Raw genomic sequence first — 20,289 nt, forward strand, 5'->3', positions numbered from 1 at the left:
GATCACCATTGGCATCATTGATTGGATCGCCGTTTTGATCAGTTAATGTGACTGTCATCTTCGGAGCGGTTTGACCAGTTATCGTGTAGCCACCGTTATTAGTACTAATACTAGTTTCATTAATGACGGGTGTATAAGTAACTGTTTCGGTAGTTGTAATTGTTCCGTCAGGATTGACCTCAGCTGGTACTGTTGTCTTATCAGCTTTATAACCAGTTAATATCGGAACTGTGACGTCAATCTTCTGACCTGTCTTACCTGAGATATCTGGCACAACCTGATTACCAATATTACTTGGAATAGTAACGGACGCCGTAATTTGATTACCAACATACACGACATTAACATTGCCGTCAGCTGGTACAATCAAATTCTGGTTGCTCTCCACCGTGTAACCCTTGATGGGTGGGAATAATGTAGTATCAACTGCTTCACCAGTCGTTCCGTTTGCCGACACTTCTGCACCAAGTACTGTTTCACTATCATCAACAGGGATTAGTGTGTATGAATGTGCCGCTGGCACATAATTTGCTGTTTCAGTTGTGGTGATCGTACCATCAGGGTTAACCTTCGCCGTGACTTCTGCCGGGTCAGCCGTATAACCAGCCTTTGCTGGCACTGGAACGTTTACGACATTGCCCACAGTTCCTGAAACATCGGGAACCGTTGTGTCTGTGGGGTTTTCTCCGTCAGTAGTTGTAGTGAATGTTACAGTTCCAGTAACCTTATTACCGGTATAATTAATCGTAATTGAAGGTTTCACAAGATTTCCATTAGCATCCGTCGTAAAATCAGCCGTGTATGTGGACTCATCAGGTGTGTATCCTTGAACAGGCTGCGGGGTTATTGTTTGGGTTGTGTTAATATCACCAGTAACACTGTTTTGAGAAGGCACTAAATCTGCCGGTAAACCAGTGTAGTGAATACTTACACTCTGTTGACTTAATGTATATTTCAACGTAATTGAATTATTGTCTGATCCTACAATATAAGAAGTTGGATTGGATGAAAGTGGTGTATAGCCCTCAATACTTGGGCTCGTAACCGTAATATTTTCACCATCGATACCTTTTAATGTCGTATCAGCAGGGAGCAACGAGTTATCAATCGGCTGATTATTCTGATCAACATAATTAACCGTCACTGTTTGTTGTTGAATATAGCTTAAAGTGACAACGTTATTGCCATCACCATCTTTATTAACAACGTACGTTCTTGGGCTATTTGGTTCTAATTCATAGCCATCAATGTTGTAATTATCATCAACTTCAGTCAAGCTAACCGTGGTGCCAAAGGTTGTACCAATTGTCTTGTCATAAGTTCCATTATCAATTGGCGTTCCATTCTCATCAACATGTTTAATTAAAACTGTTTCCTTATTGGCAATGTAATGAAGTGTAACCACATTATCTGCTTGATTAAGAGATGTAATAGCAAAAGTCGTTGGATTATCTGTCACAGTCGACTTAAATTGAGAGTCATACGTATAACCCATAACGGCAATATCTTTGGGAATTGTAGCTGTCCCATTGTATGAGCCAAGTACTGATTGGGGAACACTTGAATCAACATTAATTGGATTTCCCTGTTCGTCCACATATTTTATCGTTATAGGTACTTGATCTGCATTGTAAGTATACGTAATTGTCGTTGTTTGGGGAATAAACGGATTAATTGCCAAATAATTTGCAGCAAGTTTTTCGGTACCCTCAGTTGGATTAGTGTAAGTAGATTTAGGATCATATATTAAATTTCCTCCCACATCACCATAACCAGTTCGTTTATACACAAAGCTCATTGTACCCTTGTCAATATCAGTAACTGTATAAGTCAACGTACCAATGGGTGTCGAACGAATAGTTTCAACGACAGATTGACCCGTGTACGAGAATGGTGACATATACCCCGTGGCATTAGGACTGGGAGTGACTGTATATCCCGGAAAGGCATCGGAAGGACTAGTTGTATACGACTGACCAGATAACCCTGTCATCACAACATTGGTAGCTCCAGGAAGTGCATCACCGTTTTGATCAACGTATTCAGTGGTTTGTGTAATAATGCTTGGCTTTAAAACAGCATCACCAGGCCAAGTCATTGCATTGCCTTTTGAATCAACTCTTTCGCCATCTAGATACCCATAGACGTTTGTTAAGATGGTGTATCCGCTACCACTTAGCCAAATAGAATCTGCGTCATTATACACAGTAACTCCTGAAGAACTATCAGTATAAGACTTCCCTGCTGCCACAGTGTTGCTGGATACTTGTGTCCAAGTATCACCAGTCTGCTTTGTCACGATTACAATCACTTGACTCGCAGTGCTCCGATCAGTCGCAATCGAGACGTGGTATTTATTTTGACTTACTTCAAAATAAATATAGTCATCTGCTAACAACGGATCGTTCGTTGATTCAAGATATGCCGCATAAGTGTCACTTGCATAAGCCGGATCAGTCACACTAAATCCGGCCGGCAAAGTATCAGTTGTCCCGGTAGCGTCGCTAGTTGCACTATCTGAATTCGATATGGCAACGGCGTCGACTTTGGCCCGAAATAACACGATTGAGCTTGCACTCAAATCTGCGCCAGTTAATGAATGATTGCTATTAGATAAGGCAGCACTATCCGTCGCGCTAACAGAACCACTCGAGAGATTAGCAGCATTACTGCCGGATTCAGCACTCGAACTAACTGCACTAGAAGATACCGCTAAGCTGCCCGTGTTGCTGACAGTCGTGTTATTAATATTAGCTGTACTATTGATGTCATTAACTGTCTGTTGCGAAGTTGGCTGCTCAGCTTTTTTAGTTTCAGCACTGATGCCTTCAGATTGAGTGGAACTCGAAGCTTGTTGTTTCGTATTTTCCACCACACTACTACCAGCACTAGCAGCCTGCTCACTAGCCGAGCTAACAGCAGAAGAAGCCGCTTCACTAGAAGCAGTTACACTGTCACTCGTCGCTGATGCGGTTGATGTTGCTGAAGTGCTAGTTGTGGCTGTTGCACTAGTCGCTGTATCTGAAGTGCTTACCGTAGTGGTGTTCTTCAACTTGACACTTGAATCAGCCACAACTGGATTAGCGTCCGTTGCCTCACTAGTACTATCAGCCGTATTCGTGTCCGCTTGTGCCGGCGTGATAAAGCCAGCTTGAGCCAACCCAAAAGAGACCGTTGCTAGTCCAGCAACAAGCCAAAGTTTTCCAGCCTTGTAGAGCTTAAAGTGCTCCTTCTTGGTACTACAATCCCGGTTTAATTTATGATTATGCTTTCCAACATTACCCATATCTACCCCTCCAAACTAAGGTATGTCCTTTGAAATCCCATCAATTCTCTATTGATCAGCCTACGCATTTACATGGTGACTACCCCCGTTCAACTGTTTTGCGACTAACATTGTCCTATATCAACGTTTAAAAGATAAAACTTTTCTTCACATTTTCTATCAATAGATATCCCACTATCTATATAATTACGGTAAAGAGTCGACTATTCAACTAGTATTATAGAATTAAATACATAAAATACCAGTCAATATGATTATTTTTTTATTACATTTTTGTAACTACGATTAGGCCCTTAACGATTTAACCATAGTTTTACCGGATTACCCAAATGAAACGTTTACTTGCCCAACAGATCAGTAATTGAACATTTTGAGTGGCTCATTTAAATTGACTTAGCAAGGTTGAATCAAGTAATTCTATTTATAATTTATGAACATCAAATCCAGCAAAACTGATGTTTAAAATCTGACTATAATTTGAAAAATCAACTATTTTTTTGCTTATAAATCCATCATCACATCCCTCATTCCATTTAATCTAATCACCACGTCCACACCTTGATTCCTTAAACTTTAATTAATCTCATTTTCTCCCCACAAACACCCTATCTTTGTTGTTTCAATCCGGTTATTTATGGTATGATATTCGTAGTTTATTAGAGAGTTCTAATTATTAGGAGGTTACACCCAATGTTGTTGAAATCCTTAGTTAAACCTAAAGAGCGCTTGGTGACAGTTCAGGAAAATGTCACACTTGAAGAGGCTTTGAAGGTACTTGAAGATTCTGGGTATCGTTGTGTGCCGATTCTAGATGAAACTGGCACGATTTTCCGTGGTAACATCTACAAAATGCACATTTATCGTCACAAGTCTCGCGGTGGCGACATGCAACTTCCCGTTACGACGCTGTTAAAAAACGCCACGAAGTTTATTTCGGTCCAAGCTGCTTTCTTTAACGTCTTCTTCTCAATTAAGGACTTACCTTACATTGCAGTTCTGGACACGAACAACAAGTTTTATGGCATCCTCACACATACCCGTTTGATGGATATGCTGTCACAATCTTGGAACGTCAACATTGGTTCTTACGTGTTGACTGTGGTATCACCAGGTAATCGTGGCGATTTAGCCGGCATTGCTAAAATCATTACAAAATATACTAACATTGTGAGTGTCATTAGCCTGGATGCACAAGAAGGCGAATTGGTGCACCGGATCATGTTCACCTTACCAGCCGATGTTGATGAAGATAAGCTTGATCGCATCGTCCATGCGCTGGAACGTAAGGAATTCCGCGTTCCAGAAATTGAATACTTACACAACGAACTTTAATTTCATTACCAAACACAAATAAGGGGTCCAATCAGTCATCTCAATTGACGACTGATTGGACCCTTTTGATTTAAGACTAATACTGTTTATGTAGTTATTTGCTAGGCACGCTTGCGTTTTTTATACTCACTCTTCTTGTTCAGCCCGATGCTGACTTCTAAGGCCCGATCAACTTGTAACATGGTTGCTTCATCGAGCTGGGCAACATGATCCTTCAACCGTTGCTTGTCGATTGTTCTCACCTGTTCTAATAAAATCACCGAGTCTTTTTCAATTCCGGTATGGTGCGCCTTGATCCCAACGTGGGTTGGCATCTTAGGCTTAGAAATCTTAGCCGTAATTGCCGCCACAATTACCGTTGGACTATAGTGGTTCCCAATATTGTTTTGGACGATCAACACTGGCCGCACTCCACCCTGCTCAGAACCAACCACGGGCGATAAATCAGCGTAAAAAATATCGCCCCGCTTAATCTCGTCTTCTGCCATCTCTTCACCCCCTAACGTAACGTTACTCACTTTGGTTCAAATACAGTTGCGCCACCTCGTCTTCACAAGGCAGGTATTCCTGTACAATCTCTTCATTAAGTTGACTCATCTCCTGATACCCGGTAATCAGTGATTCCGTCATGATGACCGACCGTGGTGTTAATTCGAGGCTAGCGCGCTGCTGCACAGCACTCACCAATCGTAACCGTCGAAACGGCGTCTGTAGGTGGTTAAATTGATCACTAGTTTCGTCTCGTACAACATAGTTTTTCATGATAGACTCCTAATCGTTCCGTTACTCATTCTTATAATTCTACCATTGCCAACTCAAAAAAAGAACCCCTCGCCGACTAATCTGACAAAGGATTCTAATCTTGTAATTATAATTAACGATATACGCGGGGTACCCGTGATGTGAACCCGCAAGCAATCTCATAGTGAATCGTTTGGCAGTAATCCGCAACATCCTGTAAGCTGATTGTCAGACCATGGTCCTCGCCAACCAACGTTACCGGTGTTCCAACCGGGTATTCGTGTGGCAGCCGAATCATCAGTTGATCCATGCACACTCGACCAACAATTTCACAGAAGTGACCATCTACAATCACGTGAAACCCTTGTAAACGTCGTTCGTAACCATCTGCATAACCAATTGGCAATGTTGCAATGCACTCATCGGCTTTGGCCGTGTACGTAGCACCATAACTAACGGACCGACCAGCTGGTAATTGTTTAACAAAAACCAGTTCGCTGGTTAAACTCATTGCTGGGTGTAAATCAAACGGTGCCGTTAACTCTGTCCCTGATGGGTTAAGACCGTAAGCTGCTACACCATAGCGAATCATATTACCGTTACAGACCTCATGCCACAAACTTGTTGCTGAGTTGGACACGTGGACGTACTTGGGCTTTTCGGGCAAAACAGCCATGAACGCTTGCCAGCGGGAAACTTGTTGTTCAAAATAGGCCGTATCCGCAGCATCCGCCGTGGCAAAATGCGTGAAGATTCCTTCAAATTCAAGTTGTTCCGAAGCGATTAAATACTTAACAGCCGTTTCAAGTTCGGCTGGATGCTGAAAACCAATTCTGCCCATCCCGGTATCTAACCCTAAGTGAACTGTCAATTGATGGGGCACTTTAATCACCTGGGTTGCGGTTTGCAACCATTCAAGTGAGCCGACTGTCGCAGAAATATGCCGACTAGCCATTAAATCAGCGTACTTCGGGTCAGTAATCCCTAACACTAAAATGGGTTGAGTAAAGCCAGCATCACGTAACGTGAGCGCTTCATCCAAAATTGCCACGCAAAAACCTGTCGCACCGGCCTTCTCAGCTGTTCGTGCAACTTGGGTGATTCCGTGACCGTAACCATTCGCTTTGACGACCTGAAACAGTTCAGTTCCAGGTTTTAAACGGGCCTTTTCAGTCGCGATATTTTGATAAATCGCCGCTTGATCAATAATCAACTGCGTCGGGCGATGTCGTCCAATTGTCATTTTTCTGACACTCCTTCTAATAATACCTGTGTCATGACGAGATCACGTGTGTGTGAGATTGACACAAACCCATTACCTTCAAACGGATGCTGTACCAGCACCGGTTTGCCGGTTTCGTCGTCCAAAATCTCCACATCTTGGAACGATACCGCGTGACCGATTCCGGTCCCAAGCGCCTTACTGTACGCTTCCTTTGCAGACCAGCGTCCAGCCAAGAATTCCGCCGACCGTTTATCACTTAACGCTTCATAAACCGCAACCTCGTTAGGCGTTAAGACCTTGGTCACAAAGTGTTGTCGGTCAGCCATTTTTCGAATTCGGTCAATCTCTTCAATATCCACACCAATCCCGTAAATCACACAAAGTTCCTCACTTTTCTCACTGATTTCGTAGTTTTATTCTACCACACCAATTAAATTTGTAGCGTGACCGTCACTCACCTCAACTTGAATGACTTTCACGATAATTTTCTTGTCAAAAAAACGCCCGATTTCAAAATTGAAATCAGACGTTTAAACTTTTAATTTTCAACGCTGACTCATATCAGCGTGAAAGTGATTAGTCTTTTTTACGGATGGTAAAGCCGTGTTTGCCACCACCGTTGTTCTTGTTACGATCACGATTACCACCATGATCGCGATGATCCTTGTTAGAACCATAGCGACGGTGATTATCGTTACTCTTACCGTAACGACGGTTGTTACCGCCACGTCCATGGCCACCGCCATGACCGCCACGATAGTTACGACTGCCACCATGACCGCCCTTACGCTTAGGTAATGGCCGTTCTGGTGTAATCTTAACGGGTACTTGAGTCGAATCATCCTTAGTTAAGTCATTTAGTAAGGCAGCTACTAAATCAACTGCTTCATACTGGTCAAGTAACTTAGAAGCGACCTTCTCGTACTTTTCAGTATCGGTCTTTTCCACTAATTCCTTAACCGTTGACTCAGCGTTAGAAAGTTGACCGGTAAATGCTTCTTCAGCCGAAGGTGGCTTCAAAGGCAGCATCCGCACCTTGGTTAACTTTTCGATTTCACGCAAGTAGTCCATTTCGTTAGGGGTAACAAAGGTTAATGACACACCATGATGCCCGGCACGACCAGTACGTCCAACACGGTGAACGTAACTATCTGGATCTTGAGGAATATCGTAGTTAAAGACGTGCGTCACATCAGCAACGTCGATCCCACGGGCAGCCACATCGGTTGCCACTAAGATATCAAGTTGACTGTGCTTAAACTGGTTAAGGATCTGCATCCGACGTTTTTGCGTTAAATCACCATGGATCCCGGCAGCATTGTAACCACGTGCTTCCAACCCACGAGTGATCTCATCAACCCGACGCTTAGTACGGGTGAAGATGATACTCAAATCTGGTGCTTGAACGTCTAACATACGGGTCATGACGTCAAACTTCTCATAGTCTTTTGCACGAATATAGTATTGATCAATTAAGTCAGTTGTTAATTCTTTGGCTTTGATCTTAACGTGTTGTGGGTCTTGCATAAATTGAACCCCAACGCGCTTAATCTCTGGTGGCATCGTAGCAGAGAACAACAGAGTTTGTCGTTCAACTGGCATTGCCTTGATAATGGCTTCGATGTCATCCAAGAAGCCCATGTTTAACATCTCATCGGCTTCATCCAGGACCAACGTCTTAACGTGGTCCAGTTTTACCGTGCGACGGTTCATGTGGTCTAATAAACGACCAGGTGTCCCCACTAAGATTTGTGGGTGACTCTTCAAGCTGTTGATTTGGCGACGAATATCAGCACCACCGTAGACGACTTGAACCTTAGCGCGTTCTTCCTTACCCAATTGATACATCTGTTCTTGAGTTTGGATAGCTAATTCACGAGTTGGTGAAATCACCAAGGCTTGAATGTTTGGATCGTCCCGATCAATGGTTTCAAGAATTGGCAGTGAAAATGCGGCCGTCTTCCCGGTACCAGTCTGTGCTTGCCCGATAACATCTTTACCGGCCAATACCAACGGAATTGTTTCTGCTTGAATGGGGGTTGCTTCCTCGTAACCGTTACGCTCAACGGCCTTCAACAAAGCTTTTGATAACCCGAGTTCTGAAAACTTCAAATAAGTATCCTCCTAATAGGCTTTTACAAAGGGGATAGGACTAAGAGAAATCCGTCTCGTGTTGCGTCCTATCCCCCGATTGACATTAAGTTCGAAAAAATTACAACTAAAGTATCATACATCACTGCAACAAAATAAGCAACCAAAGGATTTCCAATGGTTGCCCTTACATTACTATTTTTGTAATGCAGCTAAAACATTTTCAAGGTGAATCCCGTGACTACCCTTGATTAACAAGGTATCAGTCGCTGTCAGGACACTTTGTAAATCCGTAATTAATTTACCTTGCTGATCAACGTTATATAGGTGTAACGCATCTGGTTGATAATCAGCCTGAAGGACATCATATAACGCAGCCATATGCGGTCCAACCAAATAAACATCCTGCACTAGTGCTGAATCAAAGGCCGTTTGAAGGCCAGCGTGCAGTGCATCAGATTGAGCCCCTAATTCAAGCATATCACCGAGGACCACGCGGCGCTTGCCCTCCGTTGCCACCTTCGAAAAGGCAGCCATCACTTCTTTAACTGCCGTTGGGTTGGAGTTATAAACGTCACTTAAGATTCGTTCACCGGCCTTGCCCTGAATCCATTCAGCACGGTTTTTAGTCAAATCCAGTGACTTGAAAGCGTCGACCGCAACGTTAGGTGTAATACGGTAAAGCTTGGCCACACTCAAGGCTGCCAGTGCATTATTAATATTATAATCACCGATCATAGGTACTGTAACCGTCTGATCTGGCCACTGATTGGTCGAAAATTGAGTATGCGTGTCAGTTGCAACCACGTTCGTGGCGTACACATCATCCGTCGCTTGACGCCCAAAGGTTACCTGACGTTGCGTCACGGCTTTAGCACGCTCAGTCAGCAATGGTTCGTCGCCGTCAAAGATAAATGTCCCATCCGCTTTTAGGCCGTGGGTGATCTCCATCTTCGCATCGGCAATCTTATCCCGCGTCCCGAAGAACTCGATGTGTGCTTCACCAATCATGGTGATGATTGCCAAATCGGGCGACACTAACTTGCTCAAGAAATCGAGTTGACCTGGACGATCCATCCCTAATTCCACGACCAGTACTTCGGTATTGGGTTCCATTGCCAAAATCGTAACGGGCACCCCAATTTCGTTGTTGAAGTTATCCGTCGTCTTCGTCACGTTAAACTGTGTCGATAACACCGCAGCAACCATGTCCTTGGTCGTCGTCTTACCGTTCGAACCGGTAATGGCCACCACTTTGGGATTAATTTTAAGCAAATAATGCTTACTGAGTGCTTGCAGTGCCGTTAACGGATCATCCACAACTAGCACTGGAAAATCACTTGGTACGGCACCGTGATCAGCCTTCCACAGGGCAGCTACCGCACCGTTTTGTTTGGCGCTTTGAATAAATTCGTGACCATCGCGTTCACCTTCCAACGGTACAAACAGTGCACCATTTGTCACTTGTCGACTATCAAAAGCAACGCTAGACACTTCAATATCATGCCAAGCAGTCGTATCATTTTGGGCAGTAACCGCCGTAGCGATTTCACCAAGTTGCATCTTCATTGAAAAAAATCTCCTATATCCGTTCTGGTTTAAGTTGACTATCCGAAACATTATACCATGTTTATCGGTAGACAGTTGTGCTGGTTCTTACGTAACGGCGTTCACACCGACGTCAATTATAAATCAATCTCATTTTCGACAAATGGTGCTTGGTCTTGGATGGACAACCCCCACGTTTTGCGTTCCACATCGTAACTGAGTGTCGCGACCTGACGGGTTGTTTCGTACACATCCATCCGGTCATGCCACCAGTTTTGACGTTCTGGGTGCATCTGTAACCGTAACGGAATCAGGTACTGTCGACGTCGCTCAACCGCTTGATCAAACGCCATGATAATGCCATCCGAGAAAACCGTCTCCAACTGTTTCAAAATATCATTTGGAACATCACTCACCGAGAATGGGCGGTTAAACATCATCCAACGGTTGCTGTGCAAGAGTCGTAGATGACGCTTGAGTGAAATATCCAACACGTGATTAAAGGTGCGCATGTCGCGATAATAAACTTTCGAAAAGCCATCGTTCACGCTTAAATAGGCGTATTTGTTTTGGAGTTTAGAATATAGTGGTAAATGATAGTGCGTACCCATGTGCGCCATATAAAGTAGTTCAGCGATCTCACTAGGCATCAAAAGATCTAAATCGTCGTTTTCATGGAAGTCCAGCCACTTCTTCGGTGTCTGAGTCTTCCCAAGCAAAAAGGCCCTTACTGAGCTCTGCCCAGTAACGGTTGGAAAACGCGTATGATTGTTGATTTGATTGCCCTCAAGCTGGCCGTCAATTAACACAATTCGTTGCGGCACATCTGCCACACCATTCACAAAATCTGCTGGGGTAATCCCATAGGAAATAACGAGGTTGTTCACCTGTTCCCAGTTAATGTAGATAAAATTACCTTGCATCACTATACTCACACTCTCCCAAGTTTTAGACACTTTAATTGTACTACGAAACCCCTTAAAAAAGGACGTGAAACCAGTAAACGGTGTAATTATTTTTCACACCTAGCTACCCCCAATTCAACAAGGTTTTCAATTGGAATTTGGCTTGACGGTCTCATAATAGTTCAATATGATGGAGAAAACGTGAAAGGAAGATTGACATGACCAACGTCCTCTTTGTGTGTCTTGGCAATATCTGTCGCTCCCCGATGGCAGAAGCCATCTTTAAAAATTTAGTAAACCAGCAGAATCTAACTGATCAGATTGCAGTCGATTCCTGTGCGACTAGCAGCGAAGAATTAGGTAATCCACCTCATCCTGGCGCTCAAAAGGTAATGGCGGCTCACGGTTTAGACTACAGTGAGATGCACTCGCGCCCAATTACTAAACGTGACTTTGAATGGGCGGATTACATCATTACCATGGATAATCAAAACGTGTTTAACCTACGCCAAAAAGCGCCGACAGCCGATCAAGCCAAAATTCATTTATGCTTAGATATCCTGCCTGGCAAACATGGTGAGGAGATTCCTGATCCTTGGTATACTCACCGGTTTGAGTATACATATCAAGTACTCAGTGACGCTTTGCCCGTTTGGTTAACCAAAATTAAGCAAGATAACGACTTACATTAACGTACTAGTTAAACGAACAGCGCCATAAATTCCGATTTGGAATTTATGGCGCTGTTTGGGTTTGTTCCCATTGGTGGACTCGCTTCATCCTTCATTTCAAGCGTCAGCGAGTCAGCCAACGTTACTTATTATTAAACTTCGCTGCGAATTGTTTTTGGACACTCACAGGTGTATCTGAATACTTAGTCGTGGCTGTCAACTTGCCCCGAATCATTAATCGACGTGCACCCGTGGCATCACAAGTAACTAGTGTAATGATTTTAGACCGTGTCCGGTTAACAACGTCAACTCTGGTCGCATCGATAAAGGCCCGTTTGTAAACTTTATAGGTGTACACTTTTTTCATGTTGGTGAGATAAATCGTGTCACCCACTTTGGTTTTGAAATAAAGTGGTGAGAATAAAATATCTTTGCGCACCATGTGGTGGCCAGCAAGTGGGTAATTGCCTTCACCCATCTTCTGATCCGCACGCATGGTCCCAGCTGCTAGAGCAAGCGTTTCGTTGGCGACCCCTTTGGCAATTGGTAAATGAATCTTAGACTTTGGTACTAAGATCTCCCCGACAACGTGAATCTTTTGCGCGTTCATCCGTGCCTTGGCAACGGTACTGAAGTTCAAAGATTTAGCGTTTTTAAAGTTAAAATCAGCCGACTTCTTGTCGTTGGCAGCAGCCGACTTAGCCGTCACCTTCGGCTGATAAGAACTGACCAAGTAGTTTTTGATTTGTTGGTTAAAAATCAAGCCTAACGAAACTAATATCAGTAACGTAATGCCGATTCGGTATAACCATTTGGCTACCGATGATTGACCCCTTTTTTTCATTTGAATATCTCCCTATCTTCGCGTTCAGTAACCCTTGTCAGCGCTACCACTGACACCAACTGCCAACTTGACAACTTGGTTCACATCACAAAACGTGCTACCCTATATGTTACTGCTATATTTTACTCGTTTTAAGCTATTTTTGAAAGGAAGAAGATCAAGACATTGACTGAACCAGAACCCGTTATTTCCAAGCCACATCGCCCACTATGGCGACGTAATTTGTTTGTTTTGTGGTTTGGTACCTTCATGGCTGGGCTCGCATTTAGCGAAATCATGCCGTTTTTGTCCCTTTACGTTGATACTTTAGGTCAATTTACCAAAGATCAGTTGAATCTCTACTCCGGCATTACCTTTTCGGCTACCTACCTCGTCACTGCCATTGCCAGTCCCATCTGGGGAAAATTGGCCGATAGCAAAGGCCGAAAATTGATGCTCCTGCGCGCCTCGCTCGGTATGGCAATCGTCATGGCACTCATGGGTGCCGTCACGAACGTCTGGGAACTCATGGCATTGCGATTTATTCAGGGGATTTTCTCAGGTTACATTAGTAACGCTAACGCTCTAATGGCCACCCAAGCACCCAAAAGTAAAAGCGGTCAGGCACTTGGTACCCTGGCCACCGGCTACGTTGCCGGGTCACTCTTTGGCCCGCTGCTTGGCGGAATTTTAGCCGAAATCTTTTCATACCGAGTCACCTTTTTCATTACCGGCGCACTCTTATTATCCGTGTTTTTCTTAAGCTACTTTTTTGTAACAGAATCCTTCACACCGGTCAAAAAGGAAAATATGCTCTCTGGCAAAGAAGTGGTGGCCGTTCTCAATCACCCTAAGTTAATCTTGGGCATGTTCATCACAACTTTGATCATCCAGGCTTCCAATATGTCGATTTCACCAATTCTATCACTGTACGTGCGTGAAATTATGCCAAAGGGTGCTGCCATCACCTTCTTCAGCGGCATTGTAGCTGCCATTCCCGGTGTTGCCACACTCTTTGCGGCTCCACAATTAGGCCGCTTAGGCGATAAGGTGGGGACAGAACTGATCCTTTCAATTGGGTTTATTTTTGCCATTATCGTCTACATCCCCATGGCGTTTGTAACCAACGTCTGGCAGCTCATGTTTTTACGGTTTCTAATTGGGATTTCAAACGCAACCATGTTGCCGGCCGTGCAAACCCTCCTATCTAAAAACACACCGCCGCAAGTGACTGGTCGAATTTTCAGTTACAATCAATCATTCCAAGCGGTTGGTAGTGTTTTAGGGCCGATGATTGGATCAACGGTTTCAACTGTCTTTGATTACTCTGGTGTCTTTATTTCCACTTCCATCCTAGTTTTAGCGAACTTCTTACTGGTTTGGCATAACACCGCCAGTTTACGTAAAAAACATTTAAAATAACTATCCGTTAGCCTGCTGTTTTCCTAGGAACTTCAGTTACGCTTTAATCAGACGCGCCGGTAGTGACCTCATCCAGGTCACTGCCGGCGCGTTTTGATTATTATTTAACATCAAAAAAACCACCAACACATCGCTGTGTCAGTGGTTTGGTTGTTTTTACTAGTTGTTTGATAAACCGTACTTCTTGTTGAAACGGTCCACAGCACCATCGGCCTTGGCAAACTTTTGCTTACCAGTGTAGAAAGGATGTGAATCTGAAGAAATTTCAACACGAATCAATGGATAAGTGTTGCCATCTTCCCATTCAACCGTTTCTTCTGAAGTTGCAGTTGAACCTGACAAGAACTTGTAACCAGTACTTGAATCTTGGAATACCACTTGGTGGTAATCTGGATGAATTCCGTTTTTCATAATCGTTTCGCTCCTTTGCCCTGAATCATCGACTGAAACAGAGATTGATTAAATCGTCAACTGTACTAGAATATCATACGCCTTCATGAAATACAAGGACTCAAAAAGGATTAATTACCTTCTTCGATAACTGCTGAGTCGACAATGCTGACGTCAGCGTTCAAGCTGGTTAATTTTTCGACGATACTCCCGTAACCACGCAAAATATTTTCGGCATTTTCAATGGTCGTTTCACCATCGGCCATTAAGGCGGCAATCATCAATGATGCACCAGCGCGAATCTCACCAGCATCGACAGTTGCCCCCACTAATTGTTCGGTATGATCAACGACGATCATATCATCTTCTGGCCGAATCTTAGCGCCCATCTTTTGTAGTTCGGGAACGTGTTTGAGTCGTTGTGGATAAATGGTATCCACAATCACACTACTCCCTTCAGCAGTTAACAAAAGTGGTGTAATCGGTTGTTGTAAGTCAGTTGCAAAGCCTGGAAATGGCATCGTTTTGACCTGAATCGCCTTCAATTGCTTTGATGGCCCAACGTAAGCCTGATCTTCGCCAATTTGAAGATCAACGCCCATTTCAATCAGCTTAGCCGTAAATGACTCTAAATGTTCGGGAATAATATTGTTGATCTGAACCCCGTCACCAACCGCAGCAGCAAGTGACAGAAAAGTGCCCGCTTCAATACGATCTGGAATAATCGTATGCACATTGGTTGCCCGCAAAGCAGGTACCCCTTCAATTCGGATCACGTCCGTACCAGCGCCACGAACGTGAGCCCCCATATTATTGAGGAAAGTTGCAATATCAATAATTTCTGGTTCCTTTGCGGCGTTTTCGATGGTTGTTAAGCCAGTTGCTTTAACGGCCGCTAAGATCGTGTTGATTGTTGCACCAACCGAGACGACATCTAAAAAAATGCGGGCGCCATGAAGGCCACCTTCACCGGTTGTGATGCGCACAGTCCCGTGCTCATCACTGACTTCAGCACCTAAGGCTTTAAACGCCTTGATGTGTTGATCAATTGGCCGTGGCCCAATGTTATCGCCACCAGGAAAAGTCAGCGTTGCACGCCCAAATCGCCCTAATAGTGCACCCATAAAGTAGTAAGATGCCCGCAGGCTCTTAATTGCGCGACTTGGCATTGGTGCTTCAACAATTTCGGTGGGATCGATAGTCAATACGCCATCTCCAAATTCGGAGTGAACATTCATCGACTCCAAAATAAGCATCAGATTATGAACGTCTAAAATATCTGGTACCATATCAAATTTAACGGGTGTATCGGCCAGGATTGCCGCGGGAATTAACGCGACCGTGCTATTTTTAGCGCCACCGATGTTGACGCTACCTGACAGGCGCCGACCACCGTGGATTATCATTTTTTTCATGCCATAATTATCCTCTACTATAAAAATCGTGCTTCGATGCAATCATTAATTAATGATAAATAATGGACAGGCAAAATACAATACTTTAACGCTGATTAGGCGAATTTGTAATATTTAAACCGGAAAAACCTGGGTTTCTGAGTATTTTGCCATCTAATTATGGCTATTCTATTAGGAAAGATGCTTTAATGCCGCTGTTTTATCATTTTGTACTGGAAGGCCTTTTTGACAGTAAAAAAAGCTGTCATAAATTCTAAACTTAGAATCTACGACAGCCTTCATTGAATTCTAAACAACTTCATGTCCTGAATTCGTTTTAGTTAGTTTTACTGATTATCATGTTGATGATTAGCAGCTGCAACAAATGCCTTGAACAATCCTTCAGGTCGGTTTGGTCGTGATAGGAATTCTGGGTGATATTGCGCTGCAACAAAGAACCGGTTAGTTGGTAATTCGATCACTTCAACCAAGTGGTTGTCAGGTGACGTACCAGCAAATACCAAGCCCTTCTTGGTCATCTCATCACGGTAAGCATTGTTGAATTCATAACGGTGACGGTGACGTTCTGAAATAGTTTCTTGGTTACCGTAGGCAGCGGCTGCAACGGTGTTAGGTTGCAACTTGCAAGGATAAGCACCGAGTCGTTGGGTTCCACCCATATCAACCACATCCGTTTGATCGGCCATTAAATCAATGATCTTGTGGGTGGTGTTAGGATTCATTTCAGTTGAATTAGCATCATCATAGCCTAAGACATGACGGGCGAATTCAACACTGGCCATCTGCATCCCAAGGCAGATGCCAAGGAATGGAATATCGTTTTCACGAACGTATTGAATAGCCGTGATCATCCCTTCAATACCACGGTCACCAAAGCCACCAGGTACGATGATACCATCCACGCCACGCAATACTTCAGCAACGTTTTCAGGGGTAACTTTTTCTGAGTCGACCATTTGCAGATCAATGTCAGCATCCAGCGGATAGCCAGCGTGCTTTAGTGCTTCTGCAACCGAAATGTAAGCATCTTGAAGACCCACGTATTTACCAACTAAGGCAATTTTGATGGTCTTCTTCAGGTTTGTCACCTTAGTCACTAATTGAGACCACTCTGTCATGTCAGCGACTGGTGCATCAACGTGTAAATGATCAAGCACTAATTGATCCATGCCTTGCTTTTGAAGCCGCAATGGAATTTCGTAAATCGTGTCAACGTCCATCGACTCAACCACGGCTTCTGGTTTAACGTCACAGAACAACGCAATCTTACGACGCATGGCATCAGTGATTGGTGCTTCCGTTCGAACCACTAACACATTGGGTTGGATCCCTAAGCCGCGTAACTCACGCACACTGTGTTGCGTTGGCTTGGTCTTCATTTCACCGGCCGCATGAAGGTAAGGAATTAACGTCGTGTGAATATAAATCACGTTATCGTCGCCCACTTCGGCCTTCATTTGACGAATGGCTTCCAAGAATGGTTGTGATTCAATATCACCAACCGTCCCACCAATTTCGGTGATCACGATGTCGGCGTTTAACGTCTTACCCGCCCGCATAATCTTTTCTTTGATCATGCCGGTAATGTGTGGAATAACTTGTACAGTTGCGCCAAGGTAATCGCCGTGACGTTCCTTTTCCAGAACTTCTGAGTAAATCTTACCGGTCGTGACGTTAGAATACTTATTGAGGTCATTGTCAATGAACCGTTCGTAGTGACCTAAATCCAAGTCAGTTTCAGTCCCGTCATTCGTAACGAAGACTTCACCATGTTGGTAAGGACTCATGGTTCCGGGGTCAACGTTAATGTAAGGATCAAACTTTTGGATGGTCACCTTTAACCCACGGTTCTTAAGCAAACGTCCAAGGGATGCTGCCACAATTCCTTTGCCAAGTGAAGAAACCACGCCGCCGGTTACAAAAATATATTTGGTCATTGTATAACTCCTCATAGATTAGTTTGGGGTTGAAGCTGTCAGTAAATTAATAAAAAACTCCCTATTCCAACGAATAGGGAGCGTTTATTCCGAACAATGACTTTACGATTCCTCGTAAAGTGCCCAAAAAATATAATACCTTGTTCAACGAAATGCGTCAAGGCGAAACTACCGAAAACATTTTGAATTTGCCAAAACCGGGACACAATTACCCGCAGTACTTAGCTAGGTGTGGTTAAATTGATGTCACGATTCTTTGGACAAAAAATCCAGACAAGCAAGCGCTCATCTGGACCATTCGTCAATTAAAAAACTGGCTTACTTTTCTGACTCTTCATCATCGTCATCAAAGTCATCATCATCTTCGTTGAATTCGGAGAGCTGACCTTCAATACCATCAGGCATCTCATCATCAGAATCTTCGTCAGCATCACTGCCGTCGTCGATATCAGCTAAGTCAGCCTTGTACTTGCCAAGTTCCTTAGCGTCGTCTTCATCTTCATCGTCTTCATCTTCGTCGTAATCTGCATCGAGATCGTCGTCATCAACGTCAACGTCATCTTGATCTTCTGGATCATCGTCGTCGTAGTCGATCACATCATCGTCGTCAGCAGAATCAGCTAAGAAGGCGTTAACTTTCTTACGCTTCTTCGCCTTTGGATGATCCTCATCATCCTCTGCACCAATCGTAGCTTCGTCGATTGATTCGAATGGATACCAGGTCCGTAAACCCCAGAGGTTATCACCTAACGAAATGAAACTACCATCAATGTTCATGTCAGTATAGAACTGAGAAAGCCGCTCGCGAATTTCCTTATCCGAATCGCCCAGGTATGCCTGAACCTCATTGGCTAAGTCAACAAACGGCATGGCATCCCCACGTTCAGCTAAGATGGCGTGAGCTACTTCAATCATCGATAATTCGTTTTTGTTTTGGCCTTCAAAGACTTTTAATTCCAAACTGGTGCACGTCCCTTCCACAGTCTACTAAAAACTATACTCGATTATACCGTAAATTGCAATCTAATCTCGTAATTTCCCAATAATTGTTCGCCGGCGTAAAGTTGGTAATCAATTGAAGCGGAACCACCAAACGGTCGTTCATGAAAACCGACCCTTAGTTGAGGTGTCACAGTTTCAACTGGCATCAAGCCATAAGGCGTTCGGTAAGTGGCCCGTACCCGTTTACCAGCGCTAAAATGCATCCGTAAACGGTTCTCACCGTTGCGGGTGAGTGAAACATCGCCGTTTGGCAAAAACTTGATCGTAACTGGCACGCTAGATGGTTGCTCATCACTTTCTGGTTCCTGATATCTTAAATAAATGGTTTCACCAATCTGAACAATTTGACCTTCAACGTCGAGGGCGTAATCGGAGGTTTGACCATCTTGAACAGTATGCGTGGTGAGATGAATACCAACCGGTATGCTGGTTGACAAGTCGTACATCGCAACCCTTCCCTTCTCTTTAAAAAACACTGTGTTTATTATAACGCTTTTTCAAACGGAATTGCATGCTTTAACCTCCAACTTTTATCTGACCGCGACTTAATCCAACGAACTCAATTCTGACACGATTCACAATAAATGGACTAGTCCAAATTTTAGTGACGAACCCCATTTTTTCGGCTATAATGTAAGAAGCTTAATTGAAATAGAATGAGGCCAATAATCATGAAAAATGAACAGCTTTTTTCAACTTTACAAGTGATTGACACCCCACTAACGGTCGATAATCAACTGGCAGCGTTTGGTATGACCAACGCACTGTTGGATCTATGTGGTGAAACCAATCAAGCAATGCTTCACTTTTGGACCCTGCCACCAACTTTGATTCTTGGTTTGAAAGATCGGCGCTTACCAGCATTGTCCGCCGCCCTTGACACCGTCACTCAAAGTGGTTACGGTCACTTCATTCGCAATTCTGGTGGCTTAGCTGTTATCAGTGATGGTGGCATTCTCAACGTATCACTGTTCATCCCGCAGACGACGGCTGAACACCTCTCCGTGGATGCGGGTTATGAATTAATGAAACAACTTTTCTTACAAACCTTTCCTGGCCAACCAATCGAAAGTTATGAGATCACCCACTCTTACTGTCCAGGTGATTACGACTTAAGCATTAATGGCCGTAAAATTGCCGGCATTTCACAACGCCGAAGTCCAAACGCCCTGGTAGTGATGGCCTACCTTAGTGTCACAGGTGATCAAGCTTTTCGGGGCAAGCTTGTCCGTCAATTTTACGAGACCGGCTTAGCTGGTCATACGAATGACTGGGACTTTCCCGATGTTTGGCCAGACAGCATGATCAACGTCGAAGATGCACTTGATCAAACACTCTCGTTGACACAAGTTAAAAGCGCCATGCTAGCAGCTTACCAACAGCAAGGCATTACGCTTGATCAACAGTCACTGATCACACAGACCCAATCACCGGACTTTCAGGCCCGATATTCAAAAGAACTTGCCAAAATGCAAAAACGACAGCTTGGCATTTAATGAAG

18 protein-coding genes are annotated in these 20,289 nt (G+C 43.9%); 4 read left to right on the forward strand and 14 right to left on the reverse strand.

Annotated elements, in window-relative coordinates; genetic code table 11:
• On the reverse strand, positions 1–3,286 hold a 3,286-nt coding region (locus tag FD04_RS01975), incomplete at its 3' end, for a MucBP domain-containing protein (protein ID WP_056946563.1).
• Positions 3,287–3,976: 690 nt separating this feature from the next.
• Here FD04_RS01975 and cbpA point away from each other — a divergent pair.
• Positions 3,977–4,618, forward strand: a complete 642-nt coding sequence (gene cbpA, locus FD04_RS01980) for a cyclic di-AMP binding protein CbpA (protein ID WP_056946565.1) — start codon at positions 3,977–3,979, stop codon at positions 4,616–4,618.
• A 101-nt stretch (positions 4,619–4,719) separates the two neighbouring features.
• Here the strand turns inward: cbpA and FD04_RS01985 are convergent, their stop codons facing one another.
• The 7 genes from FD04_RS01985 to FD04_RS02015 form a co-directional block, all read right to left on the reverse strand.
• On the reverse strand, positions 4,720–5,106 hold the full coding sequence (locus tag FD04_RS01985) for a type II toxin-antitoxin system PemK/MazF family toxin (protein WP_056946567.1): 387 nt from the start codon (positions 5,104–5,106) through the stop codon (positions 4,720–4,722).
• Positions 5,107–5,128: 22 nt separating this feature from the next.
• Positions 5,129–5,380, reverse strand: coding sequence for a hypothetical protein (locus FD04_RS01990; RefSeq protein WP_054702566.1), 252 nt, complete (start codon positions 5,378–5,380; stop codon positions 5,129–5,131).
• 112 nt (positions 5,381–5,492) lie between these two features.
• Positions 5,493–6,602, reverse strand: coding sequence for an alanine racemase (gene alr / locus FD04_RS01995; protein ID WP_056946569.1), 1,110 nt, complete (start codon positions 6,600–6,602; stop codon positions 5,493–5,495).
• Positions 6,599–6,961 carry a holo-ACP synthase gene (gene acpS / locus FD04_RS02000; protein WP_054702563.1) on the reverse strand — a complete coding sequence of 121 codons (363 nt, stop codon included), beginning with the start codon at positions 6,959–6,961 and terminating at the stop codon, positions 6,599–6,601. The genes alr and acpS overlap by 4 nt, the downstream gene beginning before the upstream one ends.
• Positions 6,962–7,160: 199 nt before the next feature.
• On the reverse strand, positions 7,161–8,696 hold the full coding sequence (gene cshA, locus FD04_RS02005) for a degradosome RNA helicase CshA (protein WP_056946571.1): 1,536 nt from the start codon (positions 8,694–8,696) through the stop codon (positions 7,161–7,163).
• Positions 8,697–8,870: 174 nt separating this feature from the next.
• Positions 8,871–10,244: a UDP-N-acetylmuramoyl-tripeptide--D-alanyl-D-alanine ligase gene (locus FD04_RS02010; RefSeq protein ID WP_054702557.1), complete on the reverse strand. Its 1,374-nt coding sequence runs from the start codon at positions 10,242–10,244 to the stop codon at positions 8,871–8,873.
• A gap of 116 nt (positions 10,245–10,360) precedes the next feature.
• Positions 10,361–11,146, reverse strand: coding sequence for a hypothetical protein (locus FD04_RS02015; RefSeq protein WP_054702575.1), 786 nt, complete (start codon positions 11,144–11,146; stop codon positions 10,361–10,363).
• Between the two features lie 200 nt (positions 11,147–11,346).
• Between FD04_RS02015 and FD04_RS02020 the strand changes: the two genes are divergently transcribed.
• Positions 11,347–11,820 (forward strand): low molecular weight protein-tyrosine-phosphatase, encoded by a 474-nt coding sequence (locus FD04_RS02020; protein ID WP_056946573.1) that lies wholly within the window; start codon positions 11,347–11,349, stop codon positions 11,818–11,820.
• A gap of 121 nt (positions 11,821–11,941) precedes the next feature.
• On the opposite strand, the gene FD04_RS02025 is transcribed toward FD04_RS02020, so the two are convergent.
• A complete protein-coding gene (locus tag FD04_RS02025; RefSeq protein ID WP_056946575.1) occupies positions 11,942–12,643 on the reverse strand; it encodes a class A sortase in 702 nt (233 codons plus the stop codon).
• 165 nt (positions 12,644–12,808) lie between these two features.
• Between FD04_RS02025 and FD04_RS02030 the strand changes: the two genes are divergently transcribed.
• Positions 12,809–14,044, forward strand: a complete 1,236-nt coding sequence (locus FD04_RS02030) for a multidrug efflux MFS transporter (RefSeq protein WP_056946577.1) — start codon at positions 12,809–12,811, stop codon at positions 14,042–14,044.
• 159 nt (positions 14,045–14,203) lie between these two features.
• Here FD04_RS02030 and FD04_RS02035 read toward each other — a convergent pair whose 3' ends face one another.
• The 5 genes from FD04_RS02035 to FD04_RS02055 all read right to left on the reverse strand — a co-directional run bounded on the left by FD04_RS02035 (position 14,204) and on the right by FD04_RS02055 (position 19,234).
• Positions 14,204–14,455 (reverse strand): type B 50S ribosomal protein L31, encoded by a 252-nt coding sequence (locus tag FD04_RS02035; protein WP_054702554.1) that lies wholly within the window; start codon positions 14,453–14,455, stop codon positions 14,204–14,206.
• A gap of 110 nt (positions 14,456–14,565) precedes the next feature.
• Positions 14,566–15,849 carry a UDP-N-acetylglucosamine 1-carboxyvinyltransferase gene (locus FD04_RS02040; RefSeq protein ID WP_056946579.1) on the reverse strand — a complete coding sequence of 428 codons (1,284 nt, stop codon included), beginning with the start codon at positions 15,847–15,849 and terminating at the stop codon, positions 14,566–14,568.
• 326 nt (positions 15,850–16,175) lie between these two features.
• Positions 16,176–17,786, reverse strand: a complete 1,611-nt coding sequence (locus tag FD04_RS02045) for a CTP synthase (protein ID WP_054702551.1) — start codon at positions 17,784–17,786, stop codon at positions 16,176–16,178.
• Between the two features lie 318 nt (positions 17,787–18,104).
• Positions 18,105–18,746, reverse strand: a complete 642-nt coding sequence (rpoE, locus tag FD04_RS02050) for a DNA-directed RNA polymerase subunit delta (RefSeq protein WP_054702548.1) — start codon at positions 18,744–18,746, stop codon at positions 18,105–18,107.
• A 44-nt stretch (positions 18,747–18,790) separates the two neighbouring features.
• On the reverse strand, positions 18,791–19,234 hold the full coding sequence (locus FD04_RS02055; protein WP_056946581.1) for a YwiB family protein: 444 nt from the start codon (positions 19,232–19,234) through the stop codon (positions 18,791–18,793).
• Between the two features lie 225 nt (positions 19,235–19,459).
• On the opposite strand from FD04_RS02055, the gene FD04_RS02060 reads away from it, so the two are divergent.
• A complete protein-coding gene (locus tag FD04_RS02060; RefSeq protein ID WP_054702545.1) occupies positions 19,460–20,284 on the forward strand; it encodes a lipoate--protein ligase family protein in 825 nt (274 codons plus the stop codon).
• Positions 20,285–20,289: the final 5 nt, after the last annotated feature.

Source organism: Secundilactobacillus odoratitofui DSM 19909 = JCM 15043, from assembly GCF_001434895.1.
Taxonomy (GTDB): domain Bacteria; phylum Bacillota; class Bacilli; order Lactobacillales; family Lactobacillaceae; genus Secundilactobacillus; species Secundilactobacillus odoratitofui.